The organism is Gulosibacter sediminis, from assembly GCF_014904065.1.
In the GTDB taxonomy this organism is placed as follows: Bacteria; Actinomycetota; Actinomycetes; order Actinomycetales; family Microbacteriaceae; genus Gulosibacter; species Gulosibacter sediminis.
Genome location: NZ_JACXJG010000012.1, coordinates 24,051 through 43,325, shown reverse-complemented (window position 1 = coordinate 43,325; position 19,275 = coordinate 24,051). Strand labels below are relative to the sequence as shown.

Sequence of the window (19,275 nt, the reverse complement as noted above, 5' to 3'; positions counted from 1 at the left end):
GCAGTCTTCACATGGCCAAGATCTACAACGACGTCACCGAAGTGATTGGCGGCACTCCCCTGGTGCGCCTCAACCGCATCAACGACTCCGACGCGAACGTCTACGCGAAGCTCGAGTTCAATAACCCGACCGCGAGCGTAAAGGACCGCCTCGGCTGGGGCATCGTCCGCGCAGCCGAGCGCAGCGGCGCGCTCCAGGCGGGCGGCACCATCATCGAGGGCACCTCGGGCAACACCGGCATCGCGCTTGCGGCGGTCGGCGCCGCGCGCGGCTACAAGGTCGTCATCGCGATGCCCGAAACAATGTCGCTTGAGCGCCGGCAGCTCATGCGTGCGTTCGGTGCCGAGCTCATCCTCACCCCCGGCCCTGAGGGCATGCGCGGCGCAGTTGCCAAGGCGCAGGAGTTACAGGAGAACACGCCGAACTCGATTCTCGCGAGCCAGTTCGAGAACGAGGCGAACGTCGAGATCCACCGTGAGACCACCGCGGAAGAGGTCTGGAACGACACCGACGGCGACATCGACATCTTCGTTGCCGGCATCGGCACCGGTGGCACTATCACCGGCGTTGGCCAGGTGCTCAAAGAGCGCAAGCCGGAGGTAAAGATCGTCGCCGTTGAGCCGAAGGACTCGCCGCTGCTCACCGAAGGCAAGGCCGGCCCCCACAAAATCCAGGGCCTCGGCGCCAACTTCATCCCCGAGATCCTCGACCAGTCCGTTATCGACGAGGTCATCGACACGACGCTCGAGGACTCGATCGCAACCTCGCGTGAACTCACGCGCTCAGAGGGCCTCTTCTCAGGCATCTCGTCGGGGGCGAACGTCTGGGCCGCACTCCAGGTCGCGCGCCGCCCCGAGAACGCGGGCAAGAACATCGTCGTGATCGTCTGCGACACGGGTGAGCGCTATCTCTCGAGTGTCCTCTTCGACGACCTCCGCGAGAGCAACTAACCAGTCACCGCATCGTGAACGGCGAGGTCGTGCGCAACTGCGCGCGCCCCGCCGCTTGCGTGCCCGACGGATGTGGAAAAATAGCAAGCATGGTTCGACTTCCCGGTGACGAGTTCTTCCGAGGTGTGCGCGAGGACATCACCGCCGCCCAACACGGCGACCCCGCGGCCCGCTCGCGCGCATCCGTTGCGACGATCTACTCGGGGCTGCACGCCGTCTGGGCGTATCGCATCGCGCATCGCTTCTGGGTCACCGGAACCCCGGGCAAGAAGTATTTCGCGCGGGCCATCTCGCAGTTCGCCCGCTTCGCGACGGGCATCGAGATTCACCCGGGGGCGACGATCGGGCACCGCCTATTTATTGACCACGGCATGGGCGTCGTGATCGGCGAGACCGCGGTCGTTGGCGACGACGTGAAGATCTACCACGGCGTCACGCTGGGCGGCGTGTCGAGCAAGCGCATCAAACGCCATCCGACCATCGGTGACCGGGTGATGATCGGCGCCGGTGCGAAGCTGCTCGGCCCGATCGAGATCGGTAGCGACACCAAGATTGGTGCCAACTCCGTCGTGACGCGTTCGGCGCAGCCGAGGTCGGTTCTCACCGGAATCCCCGCCCGCAACCGCCCGCAGTCACGAATCGCACTGCAAGAAGCCGGCGACTGGGTTATCTAGCGGTTACTCCCCGCCGAGCGCAGCAAGGCGCGCCTCTTCGTCGGCCGTGATGGCCGACTCGATGACCGGGCCAAGCGCCCCACTGAGCACCGCGTCCAAGTTGTACGACTTGTAACCGGTGCGGTGGTCCGCGATGCGGTTCTCGGGGAAGTTGTACGTGCGGATGCGCTCGGAGCGATCCATCGTACGAATCTGCGAGTGACGAGCATTCGCCTCGGCCGCGGCCTGCTCCTCCTGCTGGCGAGCGAGGAGGCGGGCCTGCAGCACGCGCATTGCGGCCGCGCGGTTCTGGATCTGCGACTTCTCGTTCTGCATCGACACGACGATTCCCGTGGGCACGTGCGTGATGCGCACCGCAGAGTCGGTCGTATTCNCTGGCCGCCGGGGCCCGACGAACGATAGACGTCGATCTTGAGGTCGTTCTGGTCAATTTGCACCTCTTCGGGCTCATCTACCTCGGGGAAGACGAGCACACCGGTCGTCGAGGTGTGGATGCGCCCCTGTGATTCGGTCGCGGGCACGCGCTGCACGCGGTGCACACCACCCTCGTACTTGAGCGACGCCCACACGCCCTCGGCGGGGTCGTTCGACGACGACTTGATCGCCACCTGAACGTCCTTGTACCCGCCAAGGTCACTCGTGGTGGAGTCGAGTATCTCGACCTTCCAACCCCGTTGCTCGGCGTAGTGGCTGTACATGCGCAGGAGGTCGGCCGCGAACAGCGCCGATTCCTCGCCGCCCTCGCCGCCCTTGATCTCCATAATCACGTCGCGGCCGTCGTCGGGGTCGCGAGGGATAAGCAGACGGCGCAGCTTCTCGGATTGCTCGGCAACGCGGGCGCGAGTCGTCTCGGCCTCCTCGGCGAACAGCTCGTCTTCCTTCGCGAGTTCGACCGCGGCCTCAAGGTCGCCCTCGAGGGCCGCGAGCTTGTCGTCGGCGGCGATGATCTGCGAGAGCTCCGCGTAGCGGCGGTTGACCTTCTTGGCGCGGGCCGGATTCGAGTGCAGCTCCGGCTCAGCGAGCTGGTTCTGCAAATCGGTGTGCTCGGCGCGTAAGGTCGCAAGCGACTCCGCGAATTCGTCCCGGCGGCTCATCGGGCCGTCACCGGGCTGATCGGGTTGGCGCGCACCGACGCGAGGAATTCCTCGTTCGTCGTCGTCTGGCTGATGCGTTCGAGCACGGCCTCGAGCGAAACCTGTGCGTCGCCGCCGAGGGCACGGCGAATCGCCCAGGTCGCCTCGAGCTCGTCAGCGTCGAGCAGCTGGTCCTCGTGCAGGGTTGAGGACTGCTGGATGTCGAGGGCCGGGAAGATGCGCTTGTTCGCGATCTCGCGCGACAGGCGAAGCTCCATGTTGCCGGTGCCGGCGAACTCCTCGAGGATCACCTCGTCGGTGCGCGAACCGGTCTCGACCATTGCCGTGGCGAGGATCGTGAGCGAGCCACCATTCTCGACGTTGCGGGCAGCGCCGAAGAAGCGCTTCGGCGGGTAGAGCGCGGATGCGTCAACGCCGCCGGCAATGATGCGGCCGGTTGCTGGCGCGGTCAGGTTGTAGGCGCGACCGAGCTGCGTGATCGAATCGAGCAGCACCACGACATCGAGCCCGAGTTCGACAAGGCGCTTCGCGCGCTCGATCGCGAGCTCGGCGATCGTGGTGTGGTTCTCGGCCGGCATATCGAACGTCGACGAGATGACCTCGCCGTGAATCGTGCGCTCGAGGCGGGTGACCTCTTCGGGTCGCTCGTCGACGAGCACGAGCATGAGGTGTGTGTCGGGGCTGTTCTGGGCAATCGCGTTCGCGATGCGCTCAAGCATGATCGACTTGCCCGACTTCGGCGGGGCGACGATCAGCCCACGGGTACCCTTGCCGATCGGCGCAAACAGGTCGATCATGCGCTGCGCGGTGTGGCCGCCCGGGGTCTCGAGCGTGATCCGTTCCATCGGGTAGAGCGCGGTCAGCTTCTCGAATTCGGCGCGCTCGCGGGCCGGGTCGGGCTGCTCGCCGTTCACCGTGTCGATTTTGACGAGCGCGTTGTACTTCTGGCGCCCCGACTGGTACTCCCCCTCGCGCGGCTGACGGATCGCGCCAACGATGGCGTCGCCCTTGCGGAGGTTGTACTTCTTCACCTGGCCGAGCGAGACATAGACGTCGTTGCTGCCGGCAAGGTAGCCGCTCGTGCGTACGAAGGCGTAGTTGTCGAGCACGTCGAGGATGCCCGCGATCGGCAGCAGCACGTCGTCAGGTGCGATCTCTGGGTCGACATCATCGCGGTTGCGCTTGCGCTTGCGGTCGGCGTTCGTGCTGCCGCCCTGGTTGTTCTGGCCGGCCTGGTTGCTCTTCGCATTCTGGCCGGAGTCATTGTTGCCGGGCTGACGACCCGAGTCCTGCTTCGCGTCGTCGCCCTGCCGTCCGTTGCGATTGCGGTTGCGGTTGCGCTTGCGCCCGTGGCTCTCGTTCTGCTGCTCGTCGTCGGCCGAATCGGCCTCGTCCTCGCGCGCGGGCGGCAGGACGATGTCGTCCAGACTGAGCGGCGAGTCGCTCTTGGCGGCGCCGTCGTTGGCTTGTGCCTTGCGTGCGCTCTGCTTCGGCTCTACCTGCTGGGCCTCACCCGAGCTGCTCGCGCGGCGATTGCGCCGACCGCGGCCCTCAGCGGGCTTGGTCTGCTCGGCCGCGGCCGCGGCCGGCGCCGGCGACTTGGTGGTGGCGTCGGCCTCGGGTGCGTCCCCGGCGGACAGGCCGGACTCGGCCACTTCGGTGGACTCGGCCTCGGGTGCCTCGGCGGCAGGAGCTTCGGCCTGAACAGCCTCGGGCTCGGCGTTCGCCTCGGTTGCCGGTGCCGCAGCGGCCTCGGCGGGCTGCGCCGGCGCGGCGGTCGCGCCCGCCTGCGCCTGCTGGATCGCGTCGATCAGCACGCTCTTGCGCATGCGTGCGGCGCCCTTGATTCCGTGCTGAGCCGCCAGGGCCTGCAGGTCGGCGACACGCATCTGTTCGAGCGAGCGCGACTCGTTCGGAGTCGTGGAATCGGTCATGAAGTTCTTTTCCTTGCGGTGACGCACCCCGCGCGTATGCGGGGCGCTGGGAAATCGACGCTGGCGAGAAACCTCACCGGTCGAGAGAAATGGCGAAGCGGGATGCCGATCGCGAGAAGTGCGACCGAGCTAACCGAGCGGCGCTGATGTCGCCTGGCCCGCAGCCGCACCAACTGTAGCACCCTGAACATCAACGGCGGTCATGAGCGCGCGCCATGTCGTGTCAGTGCGAGCGGCGGCAATTTCTGCTGCTCGCAGGCGTGCACCCGGGTCATCACAGAGCACGAGCACGCTTGGCCCGGCACCCGAGACTACCGCGGCCAGCCCCTGTTCGCGCAGCGCGTCGATGAGCGCCTTCGTCTTCGGCATCGCCGCGGCGCGGTACGTCTGGTGCAGGCGGTCCTCGGTGGCGTCGAAGAGCAGCTCGGGACTTTGAATCATCGCGGCGACCATGAGAGCCGAGCGCGAGAGGTTAAAAATCGCATCGGCGTGCGGCACGTGCTCGGGCTGAAGCGAGCGTGCGACCTTGGTCGACATCGTCTCGTCGGGCACCAGCACCAGCACTGAGACGCCGCGATGCACCGCGAGCTGCTTCGAATGCGCCTGCTCGTCGGCGTCCATCCAGGCAATCGTCAGCCCACCGAACAGGCAGGGAGCGACGTTGTCGGGGTGCCCCTCAAGGTCGGTCGCGAGCCAGAGCATTTCCTCGGCGGTCACGGTCCGCTGATCGGAGATCAGGCCGGATGCGGCGAGCACGCCCGAGACAATGGCCGCCCCCGAGGAACCGAGTCCGCGGCCGTGGGGAATCGAGTTCACCGCACGCAGTCGGATGCCCGGCATATCGAAGCCGAGCTTCTCGAACGTGTGCTGCATCGCGCGAATCACGAGGTGACGTTCGTCGCGAGGGACCGCATCCGCGCCGACGCCCGAGAGTTCAAACTCGTAGCGGCCGGGCGCGAGCGCCTCGACCTCAAGCTCGTCGTAGACCGCGAGGGCTAGGCCGAGGGTGTCAAAGCCCGGGCCAAGGTTGGCACTCGTGGCGGGAACTCGTACGTGGGCCCTCGCGCCCTCCGTCACGCGGCTCACTCGGCGCCTCCTTCGACGCGAAGGACACCGGCAATGCGCGTCACGACATCGAGCTCACCCAGCGACTCCACGAGCCGCTGCAGGGCGCCGTCGGTGGCGAGGTGCGTCACAATGACGATCGTCGCAGCGTGATCGTCTTCAGTGCGCGCCTGCTCGAGCGTCGACACCGAGACGTGGTGTTCAGCGAAAGTGCGTGCGACTTCGGCGAGCACGCCGGGCGCATCCGTCACGCCGAGGGCGATGTGGTAGCGCGTGCGGATCTCGCCCGAGTCGAGCACGGTGAGGTTCGCGTCCATCGACTCGCCGAGGCCGGGGCCCCCGAGCACGTGCCGGCGAGCGGCCGAGACGAGGTCACCCAGCACCGCGGATGCAGTCTGGATGCCGCCGGCGCCCGCACCGTAAAACATGAGCGGGCCGGCCGCCGCGGCCTCGACGAACACGGCGTTGTTGCCACCGTGCACCGAGGCGAGCGGGTGCGCCTCGGGAACGAGCGCGGGGTACACGCGGGCAGAAATCGCCTCGGCGCCGTCGGCACCGGGCACCCGCTCGCAGATCGCGAGCAACTTGACGACGAACCCGGCGCGCTTCGCATCATCGATCTGTTCAATCGTGACCTGCGTGATGCCCTCGCGGTGCACCTGCTCGAGTGGCACCTCAGTGTGGAACGCGATCGACGCGAGAATCGCCGCCTTCTGCTGGGCGTCGTAGCCCTCAATGTCGGCGGTCGGGTCGGCCTCGGCGTAGCCGAGCTCCGTCGCGATGCGCAGCGACTCCTCGAACGTGTCACCCTTCGAATACATGCGGTCGAGAATGTAGTTGGTCGTGCCGTTGACGATGCCGAGGATGCGCTCGATGCGGTCGCCCGCGAGGTTCTCGCGCAGCGGGCGGATGATCGGGATCGCGCCAGCGACGGCCGCCTCGTAGTGCAGCTGAGCACCCACACGTTCTGCGATGCCGAAGAGCTCGGGGCCGTGGCTCGCGAGCAGCGCCTTATTTGCGGTCACGACGTCGGCGCCGGACTCGAGCGCCTGGGTGATGAGCTCGCGTGCGGGCGAGATGCCTCCCATGAGCTCGATCACGAAGTCGGCCTGAAGAATGAGGTTCTCGGCGTCCGTGGTCAGCAGTTCGCGCGGGAGCTCAACGTCGCGCTTCGAATCAAGATTGCGCACGGCAATCCCGACGAGCTCGATTTTCGCGCCGGCACGGCGCGAAAACTCCTCGCCGTCCTCCAGCAGAAGTCGGGCCACCTGGCTCCCAACGGAACCGGCTCCGAGGAGCGCGACTTTCACGGTGCGCTGTTCGTTCACGAGCTCGCCTTTCCATTCCATGCGGCGTCGTAGGCCAGCAGGTCATCGATGGTCACACGCCGCACGAGAACTCGCGCGACTCCGTCGCGCACCGCGGCAATTGCCGGGCGCTCCAGATAGTTGTAGTTGCTCGCCATTGACCAGCCGTAGGCGCCGGTCGCGGGCACGGCGAGCAGATCCCCCGCGGTGACATCACCGGGAAGGTAATCATGGTTCACCACGATATCGCCGGACTCGCAGTGCTTTCCCACGACGCGCACGAGACGCGGTTGCGCGTCCGAAACCCGATTCGCGAGTCGCACGCAGTAGTCGGCACCGTAGAGGGCGGGGCGGATGTTGTCGCTCATGCCACCATCGACCGCGATGTACTCGCGCTCGCCGCCGGACTCCCCCGGCACCGTGACGATCTTCGTCGAACCGACGGTGTACAACGTCACGCCCGACGGACCCACGATGGACCTACCGGGTTCGAATACGAACCGGGGCAGGCTGCTCCCAGTCTCGTCGCAGACGCGCTCAACTTCGGCCGCAATCCCGCGGGCGAGCTCGCGCACGTCGGGCGCCTGGTCGCTCGGCAGGTAGTTGATGCCGAACCCGCCGCCGAGGTTCACCTCGGGCACCGGGCCGTCGGCGAGCAGCTGCGCGCGCAGGAGCATGAGCCGGCTGGCGGCGGCACCGAAGCCCTCGGACTCGTAAATCGACGAACCGATGTGCGAGTGCAGGCCGACGAGTTCGAGCGACTCGCTCGCGCGGATGCGCGTCACGGCGTCAATCGCCGCCTCGCGCGTCAGGCCAAACTTCTGGTCTTCGTGACTCGTCGCGAGGTAATCATGCGTCGAGGCGTGAATGCCGACGTTGATGCGCACCATGACGGGCTGGATGCGGCCCAACCGGGCTGCGACCTCGGCGAGCAGCGCAACCTCGCCCATCGAGTCGATGATGATGCAGCCGACGCCAGCGCCGACCGCGCGCTCGAGCTCGGCGCGCGACTTGTTGTTGCCGTGCATCCCGATCTTGGCCGGGTCGACGCCCGCCGCCAGCGCGACCTCGAGCTCGCCGCCGCTTGCGACGTCGAGGCCCAGACCGGCCTCGGCCATCCACCGAGCAATATCGATGGTCACCAGCGCCTTGCTCGCATAGTGGAGTTCGACCTCGGCGCCAATGGCGCCAAACGCGTCGGTGAATGCGCCGAGCGTGTGGGCGGCGCGACCCCGCGCATCCTGCTCGTCGATGACATAGAGCGGCGAGCCATGCGCCTCCAGCAGCTGGGCCGCGGAGACGCCGCCGAGTTCGAGCTCGCCAGAATCGGTGCGACGCGCTGTGACGGGCCAAACCCCGTCGTCAAGCGTTGCGGTGTCGCTGGGCAGCTCGAGCCAGTCGGGCGCGAGCGGTGCGTTCTCGGAGGCGTGCATCCTCGTCATCCTACTTGGGGGGCCAATGGTCAGGTGCAGCTGCCGAGCTCGGCGAACGCGGTGTCGTCGAGCGGAATGGCGCTCGTGCTGCGGAAGCTGATGTCGACGTGCTGTGCCGAGGGCTGCACGCTCGTGAGTTGCACCTCGGCAGGGAGGTGTTCGGCCAGGCACATTTCGAAGCTGAAGCGATCGGCATCGAGCTCGACCTGCGCCGAGCCGAGGCCCGAAGTGATCGAGACCTNTCGGCCACGACGCGCAGGCGACCACCGCTGCGGGGTTCGAGATTGGCGACGACCGAGAGCCCGACTGTCTCGCCAAATACCTCGACCTCGGTGCCGTAGGAGATGCCGTCGTCGCGCAGTTCGATTGAGTGAATCTCGATGCCCGACTGCGCCGCCACCTCCTGCAGCAGTGCATTGAGTTCGTCTTCGTCGATGCCAATCGAGCCGTTCAGGCTGCCCACCGTGATCGGCGAGCCGAGCTTCACGTCGTGCGCGTCGATACTCGCGGCCCCGGTCACGTCGCCAAACGTCACGTCGTCGCTCGTTACGTGGATGCCCGAGAGCGAACCGCCAAGTAACTCGCACGTGATGCACGTGCCGGTCGCGGCCGCGCTGACGTCAGCCGAGAGCCCGTCGGGCAGTCGTTGCTCAACCTCCTGCGCCGTGATGCGGCCGACGAGCACCCGAGCGACGATCTCGACCACGACGAGCAGCACCACCACGGCGATCACGATGATCGCCGCGATGATGCCGGGTCGGGTGCGTCGACGCGCTGCTGCCATCGGCTACATGCGCTCCGGCGCGGTCACGCCGAGCAGCTCAAGCCCGGTACGCAGCACCTGCGAGGCCGCCTGATTGAGCACGAAGCGGCTGTGGTGCAGCGCCTCAACCTCGCCGTCGCCCTGCGGCAGCACGCGGGTCTGGTCGTACCAGCGGTTGTAGCGCGCGGCCAGGTCTTCGAGGTAGCGGGCCACACGGTGCGGCTCGCGTTCTAGCGCCGCAAACTCAACGATGCGGGGGAACTCGCGCAGCTGGCCGAGCAGCTCGTTCTCGCTCGCGTGCGCGAGCAGCGCTGGGTCGAAGCCGCTGCCGTCGATGCCCACCGCCTCGGCGTTGCGCGCGACGGCGCGGGTACGCGCGTGGGCGTACTGCACGTAGTAGACTGGGTTGTCGTTCGTGCGGCTCACGAGCAGGTCGAGGTCGATGTCCATCGACGAATTCGTCGAACCACGCACGAGGGCGTAGCGTGCCGCGTCGACACCGACCGCATCCACCAGGTCGTCGAGCGTGACGATCGTGCCCGCACGCTTCGACATGCGCACCGGCTGGCCGTCCTTCACCAGATTGACCATCTGGCCGATGAGCACCTGCAGGTTCACGTTGGGGGTGTCGCCGAATGCCGACACCATCGCCATGAGGCGACCGATGTAGCCGTGGTGGTCGGCACCGAGCAGCATGATGCACTCGTCAAAGCCGCGCTCGCGCTTGTTCAGGTAGTAACCGATGTCGCCCGCGAAATAGGTGGGCTCGCCGTTCGACCGGATGATCACGCGGTCCTTATCGTCACCGAAGTCGGTCGAGCGAAGCCACGTCGCGCCGTCCTCGACGAACACCTCGCCGCGCTCCTTGAGTCGTTCGACCGCGAGGGCGACCGAGCCGTCCTCGTGCACCGAGTCCTCGTGGAAGAAGACGTCGAAGACCACGCGGAAGTCCTCGAGCTTTTGCTTGATCTCGCCGAACATGCGCTCGACGCCGCGGCTTCGGAAGAACTCCTGCTGCGCCTCACGCGACTCGGCGGCAGCCAGCTCGTCGGCGAACTCGTCGGCGACCGCGGCGGCGATCTCGGCGATGTACGCCCCGCCATAGCCGTCGTCGGGCGTTGCCTCGCCGAGGTGCGCGGCGAGCAGTGACTTGGCGAAGCGGTCGATCTGCGCGCCGTGGTCGTTGAAGTAGTACTCGCGGGTCACCTGTGCACCGGCCGCAATGAGCACGCGGGCGAGCGAGTCGCCGACAGCGGCCCAGCGGGCACCACCGAGGTGGATGGGGCCGGTCGGGTTCGCCGACACAAACTCAAGGTTGATGTTGTGACCGGCGAGCGCGGCTGATGTGCCGTAGGAGCCTGCCGCCTCGACGATCTTGAGCGCGAGCGCACCCGCGGCCGCCTCGTCGAGCGTGATGTTGATGAAGCCGGGGCCAGCAACCTCGACGCGCTTGACGCTCGGGTCACCCTCGAGCCCCTCCGCGATCTCCTGCGCGAGCTGGCGGGGATTCGTGCCCACCCGCTTCGCGTAGCGCATCGCAATATTCGAGGCCCAGTCGCCATGCTCGCGATTACGCGGACGCTCGAGCTTCAGGTCATCGTCGCTGAGCTCAACGGCACCGGCATCGTGACGGGAAAGCGCTGCGGTCGTGGCGGCAGCAAGGACGTGCGAAAGGTTCTGGTCAGTCATCACGCTCAATCGTACGCAAGTTGCGTGCCCGGTTGCTGCTACGCTTGTCGCTTGTTCGCCTCCGTAGCTCAGTGGATAGAGCGCCGGTTTCCGGTACCGTAGGTCGCAGGTTCGACTCCTGTCGGGGGCACTCAGTTGTCACTAGCGAACCCTCACGCGCGTTCGCGAACCTCGGCTCGCAGCCCGGTCAAGAGGGCGGGCAGTTGCGAGGGCTCGCTCGACTCCGATTCTGGGTGCCACTGCACCGCGAAGACCGGCGCGCTCACGTGCTCGAGACCCTCCGGGGTGCCGTCCTCGGCGTGCGCGCTGACGCGCAGTCCCTGGCCCGGCTCCGCCACGACTTGGTGGTGCGCCGACTCCACCGCCTCGAGATGCTCCCCCAGGTACTGTGCAAGCAGCGAGCCCGCATCGATGTCGACCGGGTGCCGGATGAAGTCGCCGTCGCGCGGCGGAAGGTAGCGGTGCGCATCCGAGTTCTCGAGGTGCTGCACGAGCGTGCCGCCGCAGGCGACGTTGAGCAGCTGCAGACCGCGGCAGATCCCGAGCAGGGGGATACCGTCGCTGATCGCGCGACGGATGAGCTCGCAGCTGCGCTCATCCGCCTCGCGCAGGTGCGTGCCCGACTCGGGGTAGTCGGTGCCCATGCCGTAGAGGCTCGGCGTCACGTCTTCGCCGCCCATGACGACGATCGCATCGGCGCGCTCATAGGCAGCCTCGACCTCCTCGGCGGTGGCGTCACCGATCGCGAGCCGCTCGGGCGTCAACTGCGCCGCCTCGCTCACGCGCGCGACCTGCTGGCTGAGGGGTTCGAGCTGGCCGGTGAAGCGCGTGTCCGCGCGCAGCATGGTCGCGTCGACGATGAGGACGCGTGGGGAAAGAAGTGACATGGCCACCGTTATAGCAGTCGGCAGGCGCCTTCTGCGTCACGGTGGCCATGTCGGGTTGTGGAGCGTGATTAGTCTCGCGGTTCGGGGGCTTCCAGGATTTGGAACGCCGATGCGAGTCGGTCGAGGAAGTCGTCCACATCGTGCTGGTCGTACCCCTCGCTGAGGTGCGTGGGGGTGAACCGAACGTTGTTGACGAACTGCGAGGTGATCGGCGGATGCTCGAGACCGACATCGCTGGTGCGGATGTCGCTGTGCACGGTGCCAGACTCATAGATTTTGAGCGTGGCGGCCGCCCGGTCGATGAATGTGTCTACTTCTCGCTGGTCGTACCCGTAGGAGTACTTGGTTGAACGGAACTGTTGATTCAGTAATTCATCACTGCGCATATTTATTTCTCCGAGATAGTCATTTCCATCTCGCCACCAGATGTTAGCCCGGGGCCTACGGCGTGACTAGCCACACGCAGGGGTACACCAATTGTTCACCTCGTCGCGTCGCCGCTCTGGCTCGGCTGAGGGGTTCAGATAGATCCCCGCATCGTGCCCTAGTTTCGGTAGGGACTACGTTCGATTCCTCTCGAATCCCCCGGTTCGATGAGGCTCGACATCTGGAGGGACTGGATGCTCACACTCCGCCGTACCGCTGCGCTGTTGCTGTCGCTGTTCTTGGCGAGTTGCCTCGCGCTTCTCCCCGCGCAGGGCGCATCGGCGGAGGAGCCGATGGAACTGACTGGGCTCGTCACCGACACGACGAACACCCTCTCGAACAGCGACATCTCTGAGATCGAAGACGCTTCGGCGAGCCTCGAGTCCGCCACGGGCAGCAGCCTCTACGTGGTCATCGTCAGCACCTTTGAGAACCCAAACGTCGGCAATGACTGGGCGAGCGCGGTCGCCCTCGACAGCCAGCTCGGCATCAACGACATCGTTCTCTACATCGGCACTGACGCAGGCGAGTACGGGCTCAACGTCGACCAGAGCCTCTCGCTGTCAAGCGCCGATCGCGAGTCGATTCAGAACGACATCCTGCCGCTCGTGAACCAGCGCGACTTCGTCGGTGCCGCGGTGCAGGCGGCGAGCGAACTCGAGCAGGCGCTGAACGGCTCGTACTCCGGCGGGTCCGGGAGCTCAGGCAGCGACACCTCCGGTGCCACGAGCACGAGCAGCGAGAACTCAAACGTCTTCACGATCGTGCTCGGCGTGCTCGTGTTGGTGGTGCTCATCGTCGTCGCGATCGTGTTCCTCAACGGCCGCCGCAAGCGTCAAAAACAACTTCGCGAGGCCGAACAGAAGCAGGCCGCCGAACTCGAGGCGCGCCGGCAGCAGGCGTCAATCCAGCTTGTGCGGATGGACAACCTGATCAAGTCGTCCGACGAGGAGGTCGCCTTTGCGAGCGCCGAGTTCGGCTCTGACGAAGTGAAGGTGTATCAAAACGAGCTCGGCATGGCGAAGAAGGCGTCGAAGGAGGCCTTCGAACTCCAAGGCAAGCTGCTTGACCATATCCCCGATGCACCCGAGGACCGCGAGGCGTGGATCGAGCGCATCCTGACCATCACGGACACCGCGACCAAGCGACTCGGCGACCAGGCCAGCCACTTCCAGGAGCTCCGCGTGCGGCAGAACGACGCACCGAAGCTGCTCGTCGCTCTGCGCCAGCGTGCGGAGGCCGCCCGGCCGCGCCTCGCCGAGATTTCGAGCTGGTTCGACGGCTTGGATGCGCACTACGACCAGTCGGCGCGCGACCGCATCGGCGCGGACATCGGCCAGGCTGGTCAGTTGCTCGATCTCGCCGACGATGAGATCGAGGGGGCCACGGCATCCGCCGAGGCCGGCAATGCCGGCGCCGCGATCGTCGATATCACCGACGCCGAGAACGCATTCGCCCAGTTCGACGGACTCGTGAAGGGCCTCACGGCCACGCGCGAGCTGTTTGAACGAGCACCCCGCCAGATCGCCGACGAGGCCGCCCAGCTCAAGCGCACGCTCGCGCAGGTTGAAGACCTTACCGGCACCGCGTCGGTCACGCCGTCGGCGACTACGACCGAAACAGTCACCGAGGCACGCAAGCTGCTCGCCGACATCGACCAGGCTGCGGGCCGATTCACCGACCCGGCGGGCACGATCGAGCGGCTCCACGCGGTGGCGGGTCGCCTCGACGACGCACTCGGCGGCCTGCTCGACGCGAAGGAGCGCGTTGATCACGCGCGCGCCCGGCTGCCCGAAGCGCTGCGCAACGCGAGCGCGGAAATCAGCGCCGCAGCGCAGTTCATCAACTCGAAGCGCGGCGCCGTGTCCTCCGGGCCCCGCACCCGCCTCGACCAGGCCGAGTCTCAGCTCGCCCGCGCCGAGGCCCTCCGCAACGATGATCCGGTGCAGGCGCTGCAGCTCGCGAACGATGCCGATCACCTCGCCCGCACCGCGCTCTCCACCGGCAAGCAAGAGGTCGACAACACGTACTCGTTCAGCTCGTGGGACTCGACGAGCCATGCAGGCTACGGGCGACACCGCAATTCCTACGGCGGTGGCGGTGACCAGTTCCTTTCGAGCATGGGCGGGGCAATCCTCGGCGGCATCATCAGCGGCATCTTGAGCGACTCGGGCTCGTCGCGGCGCCACGACAACGACTGGAGCGGCTTTGGCGGCTTTGGTGGTTTCGGCGGCGGCGGAGGCGGCGGCGGTTTCTCGGGCGGCGGCGGCAGCCGAGGCGGCTTCGGCGGGGGCGGCGGAACCCGCTAGTCGCCGCTATCAGCCAACTGGTCAGACACGCAACATAAATTCAGTTCACGATCATCCACCGATTCGATCACCAAGGAGCATTCCCATGGCCCAGAAGCAGTCAATTTTCGGCCGCATCTCACAGCTTGTTCGTGCCAATATCAACAGCCTGATCGACCAGGCGGAAGACCCGCAGATCATGATCGATCAGCTGATCCGTGATTACTCCGCGAACATCGCCGACGCCGAGGCCGCGATTTCGCAGACGATTGGCAACCTGCGCATGCTCGAGGACGACGCGCGCCAGGACGAGCAGGATGCGCGCGACTGGGGCCAGAAGGCGCTCGCCGCGTCGAACAAGGCCGACGAGTTCCGCAACAGCGGCGACATCGCGTCGGCCGACAAGTTCGACAATCTCGCGAAGGTCGCGATTCAGCGCCAGGTCGAGGAAGAGGGCAACGTCAACACGGCGCGCCCGCAGATCGAGCAGCAGACCCAGGTCGTCGACCAGCTGAAGAACGGCCTCGAGGGCATGCGCGGCAAGCTCAACGAGCTGATCCGCAAGCGCGACGAGCTCTCGGCACGCGCCAAGACGGCCGAGGCACAGGGCAAGGTCAACGATGCCCTCTCGCAGATCAACGTGCTCGACCCCACCACCGACCTCGGCCGCTTCGAGGAAAAGGTACGTCGAGAAGAAGCTCGTGTCCGTGGCCAGCAAGAGTTGCAGGCGTCGAGTCTTGACAAGCAGTTCGAAGAGCTCGAGAACGTCGGCCAGATGACCGAGGTCGAGGCTCGCCTCGCCGCGCTCAAGTCGGGCAACTCGCAGTCGAGCATCACCCAGTAGCCCTTGCGACTTCGACAACTCATCGGCGAAGTAGCCCTCGACTCGCCACTGTCGCGACTCGGCTGCCGCTTCGCCACGGCGGTGGCGCTCCTCTACGGGGCGCCACTGTCGGTTGGTCGCATTGAGCGCCACGACGGCATGATCGTGCTGCATGGGCTGCCCAAATGGGCATTCAAGCGGGGCGGCGTCTGCATCGGCCGGGTCTATCTCACCGACACGAACGTGAGCTCGCGCGTGCTGCGGCACGAGCTCAGGCATGTACGCCAGTGGGAGCGATACGGCATGCTGTTCCCGGTCCTCTACTTCCTGGCCGGCTCAAACCCGCTCAAGAACCGCTTCGAGATTGAGGCCGGGCTTGCCGACGGCAATTACGTGCGCACGGGCGGAGGCCGCCGAAAGGCGAGCTGAGCGGCGGCGCTGCGGCGTGCGCGCCGGGGCTAGTCCGCGATGGTCCACCCCGGCGCCCTGCGCTCGTGCCAGGCGAATTCGCGCTCGAGGTCGCGCGCGAGGCGCAGCAGCGTCAGTTCGTCGCCCGGGCGGCCAATCGCATGTATGCCCATCGGCAGTGCCCCCTGGAACACCGGCAGCGACATCGCGGGCAGTCCGACGACGTTCACGTAGCTCGTGAACGGCGTGTACTGACACTGCTGCATGAAGTTACGCTCGCCGTCGTGCGGGTCGAACCAGCCGAGCGGCCGGGGCAGCATCGCCATCGCCGGCGTGAGCACGACATCAAACGGTTCGTAGGCGGCCACCATGCGCCGCTCGAACGCCGACAGCGCCGACAGCGCTCGCGAGAGCTCCTGGATGGGCAGCTCGCGGCCGCTGCGCACGAGCCACGCCGTCAACGCCTCTACGCCGTCGAGCTGGGCATCGTCGAGCGGCAGACCCGCCGCTCCCCCGCGCCACACGGCGCGGAACGCGTCGAAGTACTCCGGCGCCGCGGGCAGGGTGAACTCCGCCACCTCGTGGCCCAGCGCGCGGACCGCTTCGAGCCCGGTCTCGAACGCCTCGATCGCCTCCGCGGCCAGCTCGATGTCGTAGCTCGGTTCCCACGGAGTCCACGTGTTCCAGGCCACGCGAAGGCGCGGGCTGCGGTCGACTTTGCGCAGAGCCTCGACATAGCTCCGCGGTGGTTCGCTCGCGGCCGCGGTCGTGAACCGGTTCGCCGGTCGACCCTCGGCGTCCCGCGCGATCATCGCGTCGAGCAGCAGCGCAGCATCCTCGACCGTGCGGGCGAGCGGGCCGGCGACGCCGAGGCCGGCCAGCGCATCCAGACCGCTGCCGTCGGGCACGCGGCCGCGCGACGGCTTGAGGCCCACGAGGCCGGTCGCCGCGGCAGGAATACGGATCGAGCCTCCGCCGTCGCTGCCAGGCGCGAGCGGAAGCAGACCCGCGCTCACGGCGACCGCGGCGCCGCCGCTCGAGCCACCGGGGCCTCGCCCGAGGTCCCAGGGGTTGCGAGCGACGCCGCCCGGCAACTCGTTCTCGCAGTAGCAAGGGAAACCGAACTCCGGCGTGTTCGTCTTGCCGAGCGACACGGCGCCGTGTGCGTCGAGCGTCTCAACGAGCGGGTCGGAGACCTCCGGCACGAAGTCGGCCATTGACCGCGAGCCGTAGCTCGTCGGCACGCCGGCGCGGTTCGTGAGGTCTTTGTCGCCAAGCGGGAGGCCGTGCAGCACGCCCGGGCGGCCAGCCTCATCGAGCTCGGCCGCGCGTTGCCGTGCGTGTTCCGCATCGACGGTTGTGAAGGCCCGCAGCGTGGGGTTCGCTCGCTCGATGCGGCCGAGATAGTGCTCGGCGAGCTCGGTGCTCGTGAGTTCGCCCACCGCGAGCAGGCGCACCTGCTCGCTGGCCGTGAGTTCGTGGAGCTCAGTCATGGCTATTCCTCCGGTACCTCGACCCGCCAGTTGATGGGCTCGGCGCCCTGTTCTCCGAGTAGCGCGTTGACGCGCGAGAACGGCCGCGAGCCGAAGAACCCGCGCGATGCCGAAAGCGGCGAGGGATGCGCGGATTCGACCGTCGGTGTCGCGCCGAGAAACTCCTTCGCCTTGCGCGCATCCGCACCCCACAGCAGCGCGACGAGCGGCGTGCCGCGGGAGGCGAGCGCACGCAGGGCGGTCTCGGTCACGGCTTCCCAGCCCTGCCGCCGATGCGACGCCGGCGCCCCCGGCCGCACGGTGAGCACACGGTTGAGCAGCAGCACGCCCTGATCGCTCCAGCGGCTGAGGTCGCCGTGGGCGGCCGGCGCAATGCCGAGGTCGTCGTCGAGCTCCCGATAGATATTGCTGAGGGAACGAGGCAGCGGGCGCACGTCGGGGTTCACGGCAAACGACAGGCCGATCGGATGCCCTGGCGTCGGGTAGGGATCCTGGCCCACCAGCACGACACGCACGTCGGCAAGCGGCTGCGCGAACGCGCGCAGGATGTTCTCGGCCGCCGGCAGGTACTCGCGGCCGGCTGCGAGCTCGCTGCGGAGGAACTCCCCCGCACGTCGCAGCTCGGCCTGCGCCGGTTCGAGCGCAACCGCCCAGTCATCGGCGATCACGCCCTCGGCTGCGAGCTCCCCCAGCGACCTCGCCGTCACGCCGAGACCCGACTCGTGCGTACGAGTACCCCGTCCTCGGTCCGAAGGAGCTCCCACATGCTGCCCGGGCCGAGCAACTCGAGTGCGCCATCCCGGATCGAAAGGGTGGTCGCGTCGTCGAGCCCGATGATGCGATCAGTGAGACCGGCCTCGATCGTCGCGACGCCGAGGCCAATGCGACCCGATGCCGCCGCGTGCGGCAGTACCGTGAGGTCAATGAGGCCGAGCCCGGCGGTGAGCTCAACCTCGCGCTCGGTCTCGCTCGTCGTCGGCGCGACCGGCACCGAGCCGACCTCGCTACCGCCCAGCAGCGCTTGTTCCGCCGCGATAGCTGCGCCAGAGCCGATACCGGCGTAGCTGGCGCCGCGATGCACCAGCCCGCGCAGATCGCTGATCGTCTCGCCAAACGCCATGAGCTGCTGCGCCGCGTCCCCGTCGCCGACAAGGACACCCGCGAGCATCAGCAAGTCGCCGGTCTGCGGAGTCTCGGGCAGGTGCACTGCGTCGACACCGAGCGGCGGCGCTACGGCGTCGACGACCTCGCGTGTCACGGGGTCGCCGCCGGCGAGAACGCCGAGCCGCGCCTGCGAGGCGCCCGCTTTACTCGCAAGCTCTCGACAGAGCCGATCAACAACCCGGCGCACCGCCTTGCGGTCGCCACCTCCAGACAACAGCACAGTCACCTCTTCATCGTCCCACACCCGGTGTCTCCGTATTACAAGTGGATTTCACATGGCCTCGCCACCTCGGTGATGATTGGGGTGCGCCGGCACCCCTCCGTGTCACCGCTGCCACCTCTAGGAGATTTCATGTCACAGCGCTTCGAAACCCGCCAGATTCACGCGGGCACGCGGATTGACCCCTCGTCCAACGCGGTCATCACGCCGATCGTCCAGACGACCGCGTACGCCTTCAACGACGCCGATCACGCCGCGAACTTGTTCGCGCTCACCGAGACCGGCAACATCTACACGCGAATCACCAACCCGACGACCGCCGTGCTCGAAGAGCGCGTCGCCGCGCTCGAGGGCGGCACCGCCGCGCTCGCGGTCTCGAGCGGTCAGGCCGCCGAAACGCTCGCGATCCTCAACATCGCGGGCGCAGGCGACCACGTCGTCTCATCGACCTCGATCTACGGCGGCACCTACAACCTCTTCAAGTACACGCTCGCGAAGGCGGGCATCGAGGTGACGTTCATCCTCGATGAGAACGACCCCGAGCAGTGGCGCAACGCGGTTCGCCCGAACACGAAGGCCTTCTACGCCGAAACAATCGGCAACCCCGCCATCAACGTGCTGGACATTCGCACCGTCGCCGACGTCGCCCACGAGGCA

17 protein-coding genes, 1 tRNA gene and 1 pseudogene are annotated in these 19,275 nt (G+C 67.1%); 7 read left to right on the top strand and 12 right to left on the bottom strand.

All coding sequences use genetic code 11. The features are described from left to right. Positions 1-11: 11 nt before the first annotated feature. Together cysK and cysE are read left to right on the top strand one after the other, a co-directional pair. The gene (gene cysK, locus ID132_RS07320) at positions 12-950 is read left to right on the top strand and encodes a cysteine synthase A (protein ID WP_193128253.1); all 939 of its coding nucleotides are present in this window, start codon (positions 12-14) and stop codon (positions 948-950) included. Between the two features lie 89 nt (positions 951-1,039). Further along, the gene (gene cysE, locus ID132_RS07315; protein WP_125106077.1) at positions 1,040-1,624 is read left to right on the top strand and encodes a serine O-acetyltransferase; all 585 of its coding nucleotides are present in this window, start codon (positions 1,040-1,042) and stop codon (positions 1,622-1,624) included. 3 nt (positions 1,625-1,627) lie between these two features. Here cysE and prfA read toward each other — a convergent pair. The 7 genes and pseudogenes from prfA to argS form a co-directional block, all read right to left on the bottom strand. Beyond that, positions 1,628-2,718: pseudogene (gene prfA / locus ID132_RS07310) on the bottom strand (peptide chain release factor 1). Beyond that, positions 2,715-4,652: a transcription termination factor Rho gene (gene rho, locus ID132_RS07305; RefSeq protein ID WP_193128252.1), complete on the bottom strand. Its 1,938-nt coding sequence runs from the start codon at positions 4,650-4,652 to the stop codon at positions 2,715-2,717. The pseudogene prfA and the gene rho overlap by 4 nt, the downstream one beginning before the upstream one ends. Positions 4,653-4,781: 129 nt before the next feature. After that, positions 4,782-5,738 (bottom strand): homoserine kinase, encoded by a 957-nt coding sequence (gene thrB, locus ID132_RS07300; protein ID WP_125106080.1) that lies wholly within the window; start codon positions 5,736-5,738, stop codon positions 4,782-4,784. Continuing rightward, on the bottom strand, positions 5,735-7,045 hold the full coding sequence (locus tag ID132_RS07295; protein WP_193128251.1) for a homoserine dehydrogenase: 1,311 nt from the start codon (positions 7,043-7,045) through the stop codon (positions 5,735-5,737). Before ID132_RS07295 ends, thrB begins: the two co-directional genes overlap by 4 nt. After that, positions 7,042-8,457, bottom strand: a complete 1,416-nt coding sequence (lysA, locus tag ID132_RS07290) for a diaminopimelate decarboxylase (RefSeq protein ID WP_125106082.1) — start codon at positions 8,455-8,457, stop codon at positions 7,042-7,044. Before lysA ends, ID132_RS07295 begins: the two co-directional genes overlap by 4 nt. A 10-nt stretch (positions 8,458-8,467) precedes the next feature. Continuing rightward, on the bottom strand, positions 8,468-9,241 hold the full coding sequence (locus ID132_RS07285; protein ID WP_193128250.1) for an LmeA family phospholipid-binding protein: 774 nt from the start codon (positions 9,239-9,241) through the stop codon (positions 8,468-8,470). Between the two features lie 3 nt (positions 9,242-9,244). Continuing rightward, complete coding sequence (gene argS, locus ID132_RS07280) at positions 9,245-10,909, bottom strand: arginine--tRNA ligase (RefSeq protein ID WP_125106084.1); 1,665 nt, start codon at positions 10,907-10,909, stop codon at positions 9,245-9,247. A 57-nt stretch (positions 10,910-10,966) separates the two neighbouring features. On the opposite strand from argS, the gene ID132_RS07275 reads away from it, so the two are divergent. Beyond that, positions 10,967-11,039, top strand: a tRNA-Arg gene (locus tag ID132_RS07275). Positions 11,040-11,061: 22 nt separating this feature from the next. Here ID132_RS07275 and ID132_RS07270 read toward each other — a convergent pair. After that, on the bottom strand, positions 11,062-11,796 hold the full coding sequence (locus tag ID132_RS07270; protein WP_125106085.1) for a gamma-glutamyl-gamma-aminobutyrate hydrolase family protein: 735 nt from the start codon (positions 11,794-11,796) through the stop codon (positions 11,062-11,064). 68 nt (positions 11,797-11,864) lie between these two features. Beyond that, the gene (locus tag ID132_RS07265; protein ID WP_125106086.1) at positions 11,865-12,182 is read right to left on the bottom strand and encodes a DivIVA domain-containing protein; all 318 of its coding nucleotides are present in this window, start codon (positions 12,180-12,182) and stop codon (positions 11,865-11,867) included. Positions 12,183-12,515: 333 nt separating this feature from the next. Between ID132_RS07265 and ID132_RS07260 the strand changes: the two genes are divergently transcribed. From ID132_RS07260 to ID132_RS07250, 3 genes are all read left to right on the top strand, one after another. Continuing rightward, entirely contained in the window at positions 12,516-14,531 is a 2,016-nt protein-coding gene (locus ID132_RS07260) for a TPM domain-containing protein (protein WP_193128249.1), read from the top strand. Between the two features lie 85 nt (positions 14,532-14,616). Continuing rightward, the gene (locus ID132_RS07255; RefSeq protein ID WP_193128248.1) at positions 14,617-15,354 is read left to right on the top strand and encodes a PspA/IM30 family protein; all 738 of its coding nucleotides are present in this window, start codon (positions 14,617-14,619) and stop codon (positions 15,352-15,354) included. 3 nt (positions 15,355-15,357) lie between these two features. Continuing rightward, a complete protein-coding gene (locus ID132_RS07250; RefSeq protein ID WP_125106088.1) occupies positions 15,358-15,762 on the top strand; it encodes a Fe-S oxidoreductase in 405 nt (134 codons plus the stop codon). Between the two features lie 29 nt (positions 15,763-15,791). On the opposite strand, the gene ID132_RS07245 is transcribed toward ID132_RS07250, so the two are convergent. From ID132_RS07245 to ID132_RS07235, 3 genes are read right to left on the bottom strand one after another with little or no spacing between them, the layout of a single operon-like run. Beyond that, positions 15,792-17,234, bottom strand: coding sequence for an amidase (locus tag ID132_RS07245; RefSeq protein WP_193128247.1), 1,443 nt, complete (start codon positions 17,232-17,234; stop codon positions 15,792-15,794). A gap of 2 nt (positions 17,235-17,236) precedes the next feature. Beyond that, positions 17,237-17,941, bottom strand: a complete 705-nt coding sequence (locus tag ID132_RS07240; protein WP_125106090.1) for a uracil-DNA glycosylase — start codon at positions 17,939-17,941, stop codon at positions 17,237-17,239. Then, positions 17,938-18,618 carry a type 1 glutamine amidotransferase family protein gene (locus ID132_RS07235; protein ID WP_125106091.1) on the bottom strand — a complete coding sequence of 227 codons (681 nt, stop codon included), beginning with the start codon at positions 18,616-18,618 and terminating at the stop codon, positions 17,938-17,940. Before ID132_RS07235 ends, ID132_RS07240 begins: the two co-directional genes overlap by 4 nt. A 132-nt stretch (positions 18,619-18,750) precedes the next feature. On the opposite strand from ID132_RS07235, the gene ID132_RS13850 reads away from it, so the two are divergent. Next, positions 18,751-19,275 (top strand): PLP-dependent transferase (locus tag ID132_RS13850; protein WP_235988380.1); only part of this gene is annotated, 525 nt, incomplete at its 3' end.

What these genes read in the sequence shown, in the direction of transcription:
- cysK (WP_193128253.1), top strand. Translation starts at nt 12, where the DNA reads ATGGCCAAGATCTACAACGACGTCACCGAAGTGATTGGCGGCACTCCC.
- cysE (WP_125106077.1), top strand. Translation starts at nt 1,040, where the DNA reads ATGGTTCGACTTCCCGGTGACGAGTTCTTCCGAGGTGTGCGCGAGGAC.
- rho (WP_193128252.1), bottom strand. Translation starts at nt 4,652, where the DNA reads ATGACCGATTCCACGACTCCGAACGAGTCGCGCTCGCTCGAACAGATG.
- lysA (WP_125106082.1), bottom strand. Translation starts at nt 8,457, where the DNA reads ATGCACGCCTCCGAGAACGCACCGCTCGCGCCCGACTGGCTCGAGCTG.
- argS (WP_125106084.1), bottom strand. Translation starts at nt 10,909, where the DNA reads ATGACTGACCAGAACCTTTCGCACGTCCTTGCTGCCGCCACGACCGCA.
- ID132_RS07270 (WP_125106085.1), bottom strand. Translation starts at nt 11,796, where the DNA reads ATGTCACTTCTTTCCCCACGCGTCCTCATCGTCGACGCGACCATGCTG.
- ID132_RS07265 (WP_125106086.1), bottom strand. Translation starts at nt 12,182, where the DNA reads ATGCGCAGTGATGAATTACTGAATCAACAGTTCCGTTCAACCAAGTAC.
- ID132_RS07260 (WP_193128249.1), top strand. Translation starts at nt 12,516, where the DNA reads ATGGAACTGACTGGGCTCGTCACCGACACGACGAACACCCTCTCGAAC.
- ID132_RS07255 (WP_193128248.1), top strand. Translation starts at nt 14,617, where the DNA reads ATGGCCCAGAAGCAGTCAATTTTCGGCCGCATCTCACAGCTTGTTCGT.
- ID132_RS07245 (WP_193128247.1), bottom strand. Translation starts at nt 17,234, where the DNA reads ATGACTGAGCTCCACGAACTCACGGCCAGCGAGCAGGTGCGCCTGCTC.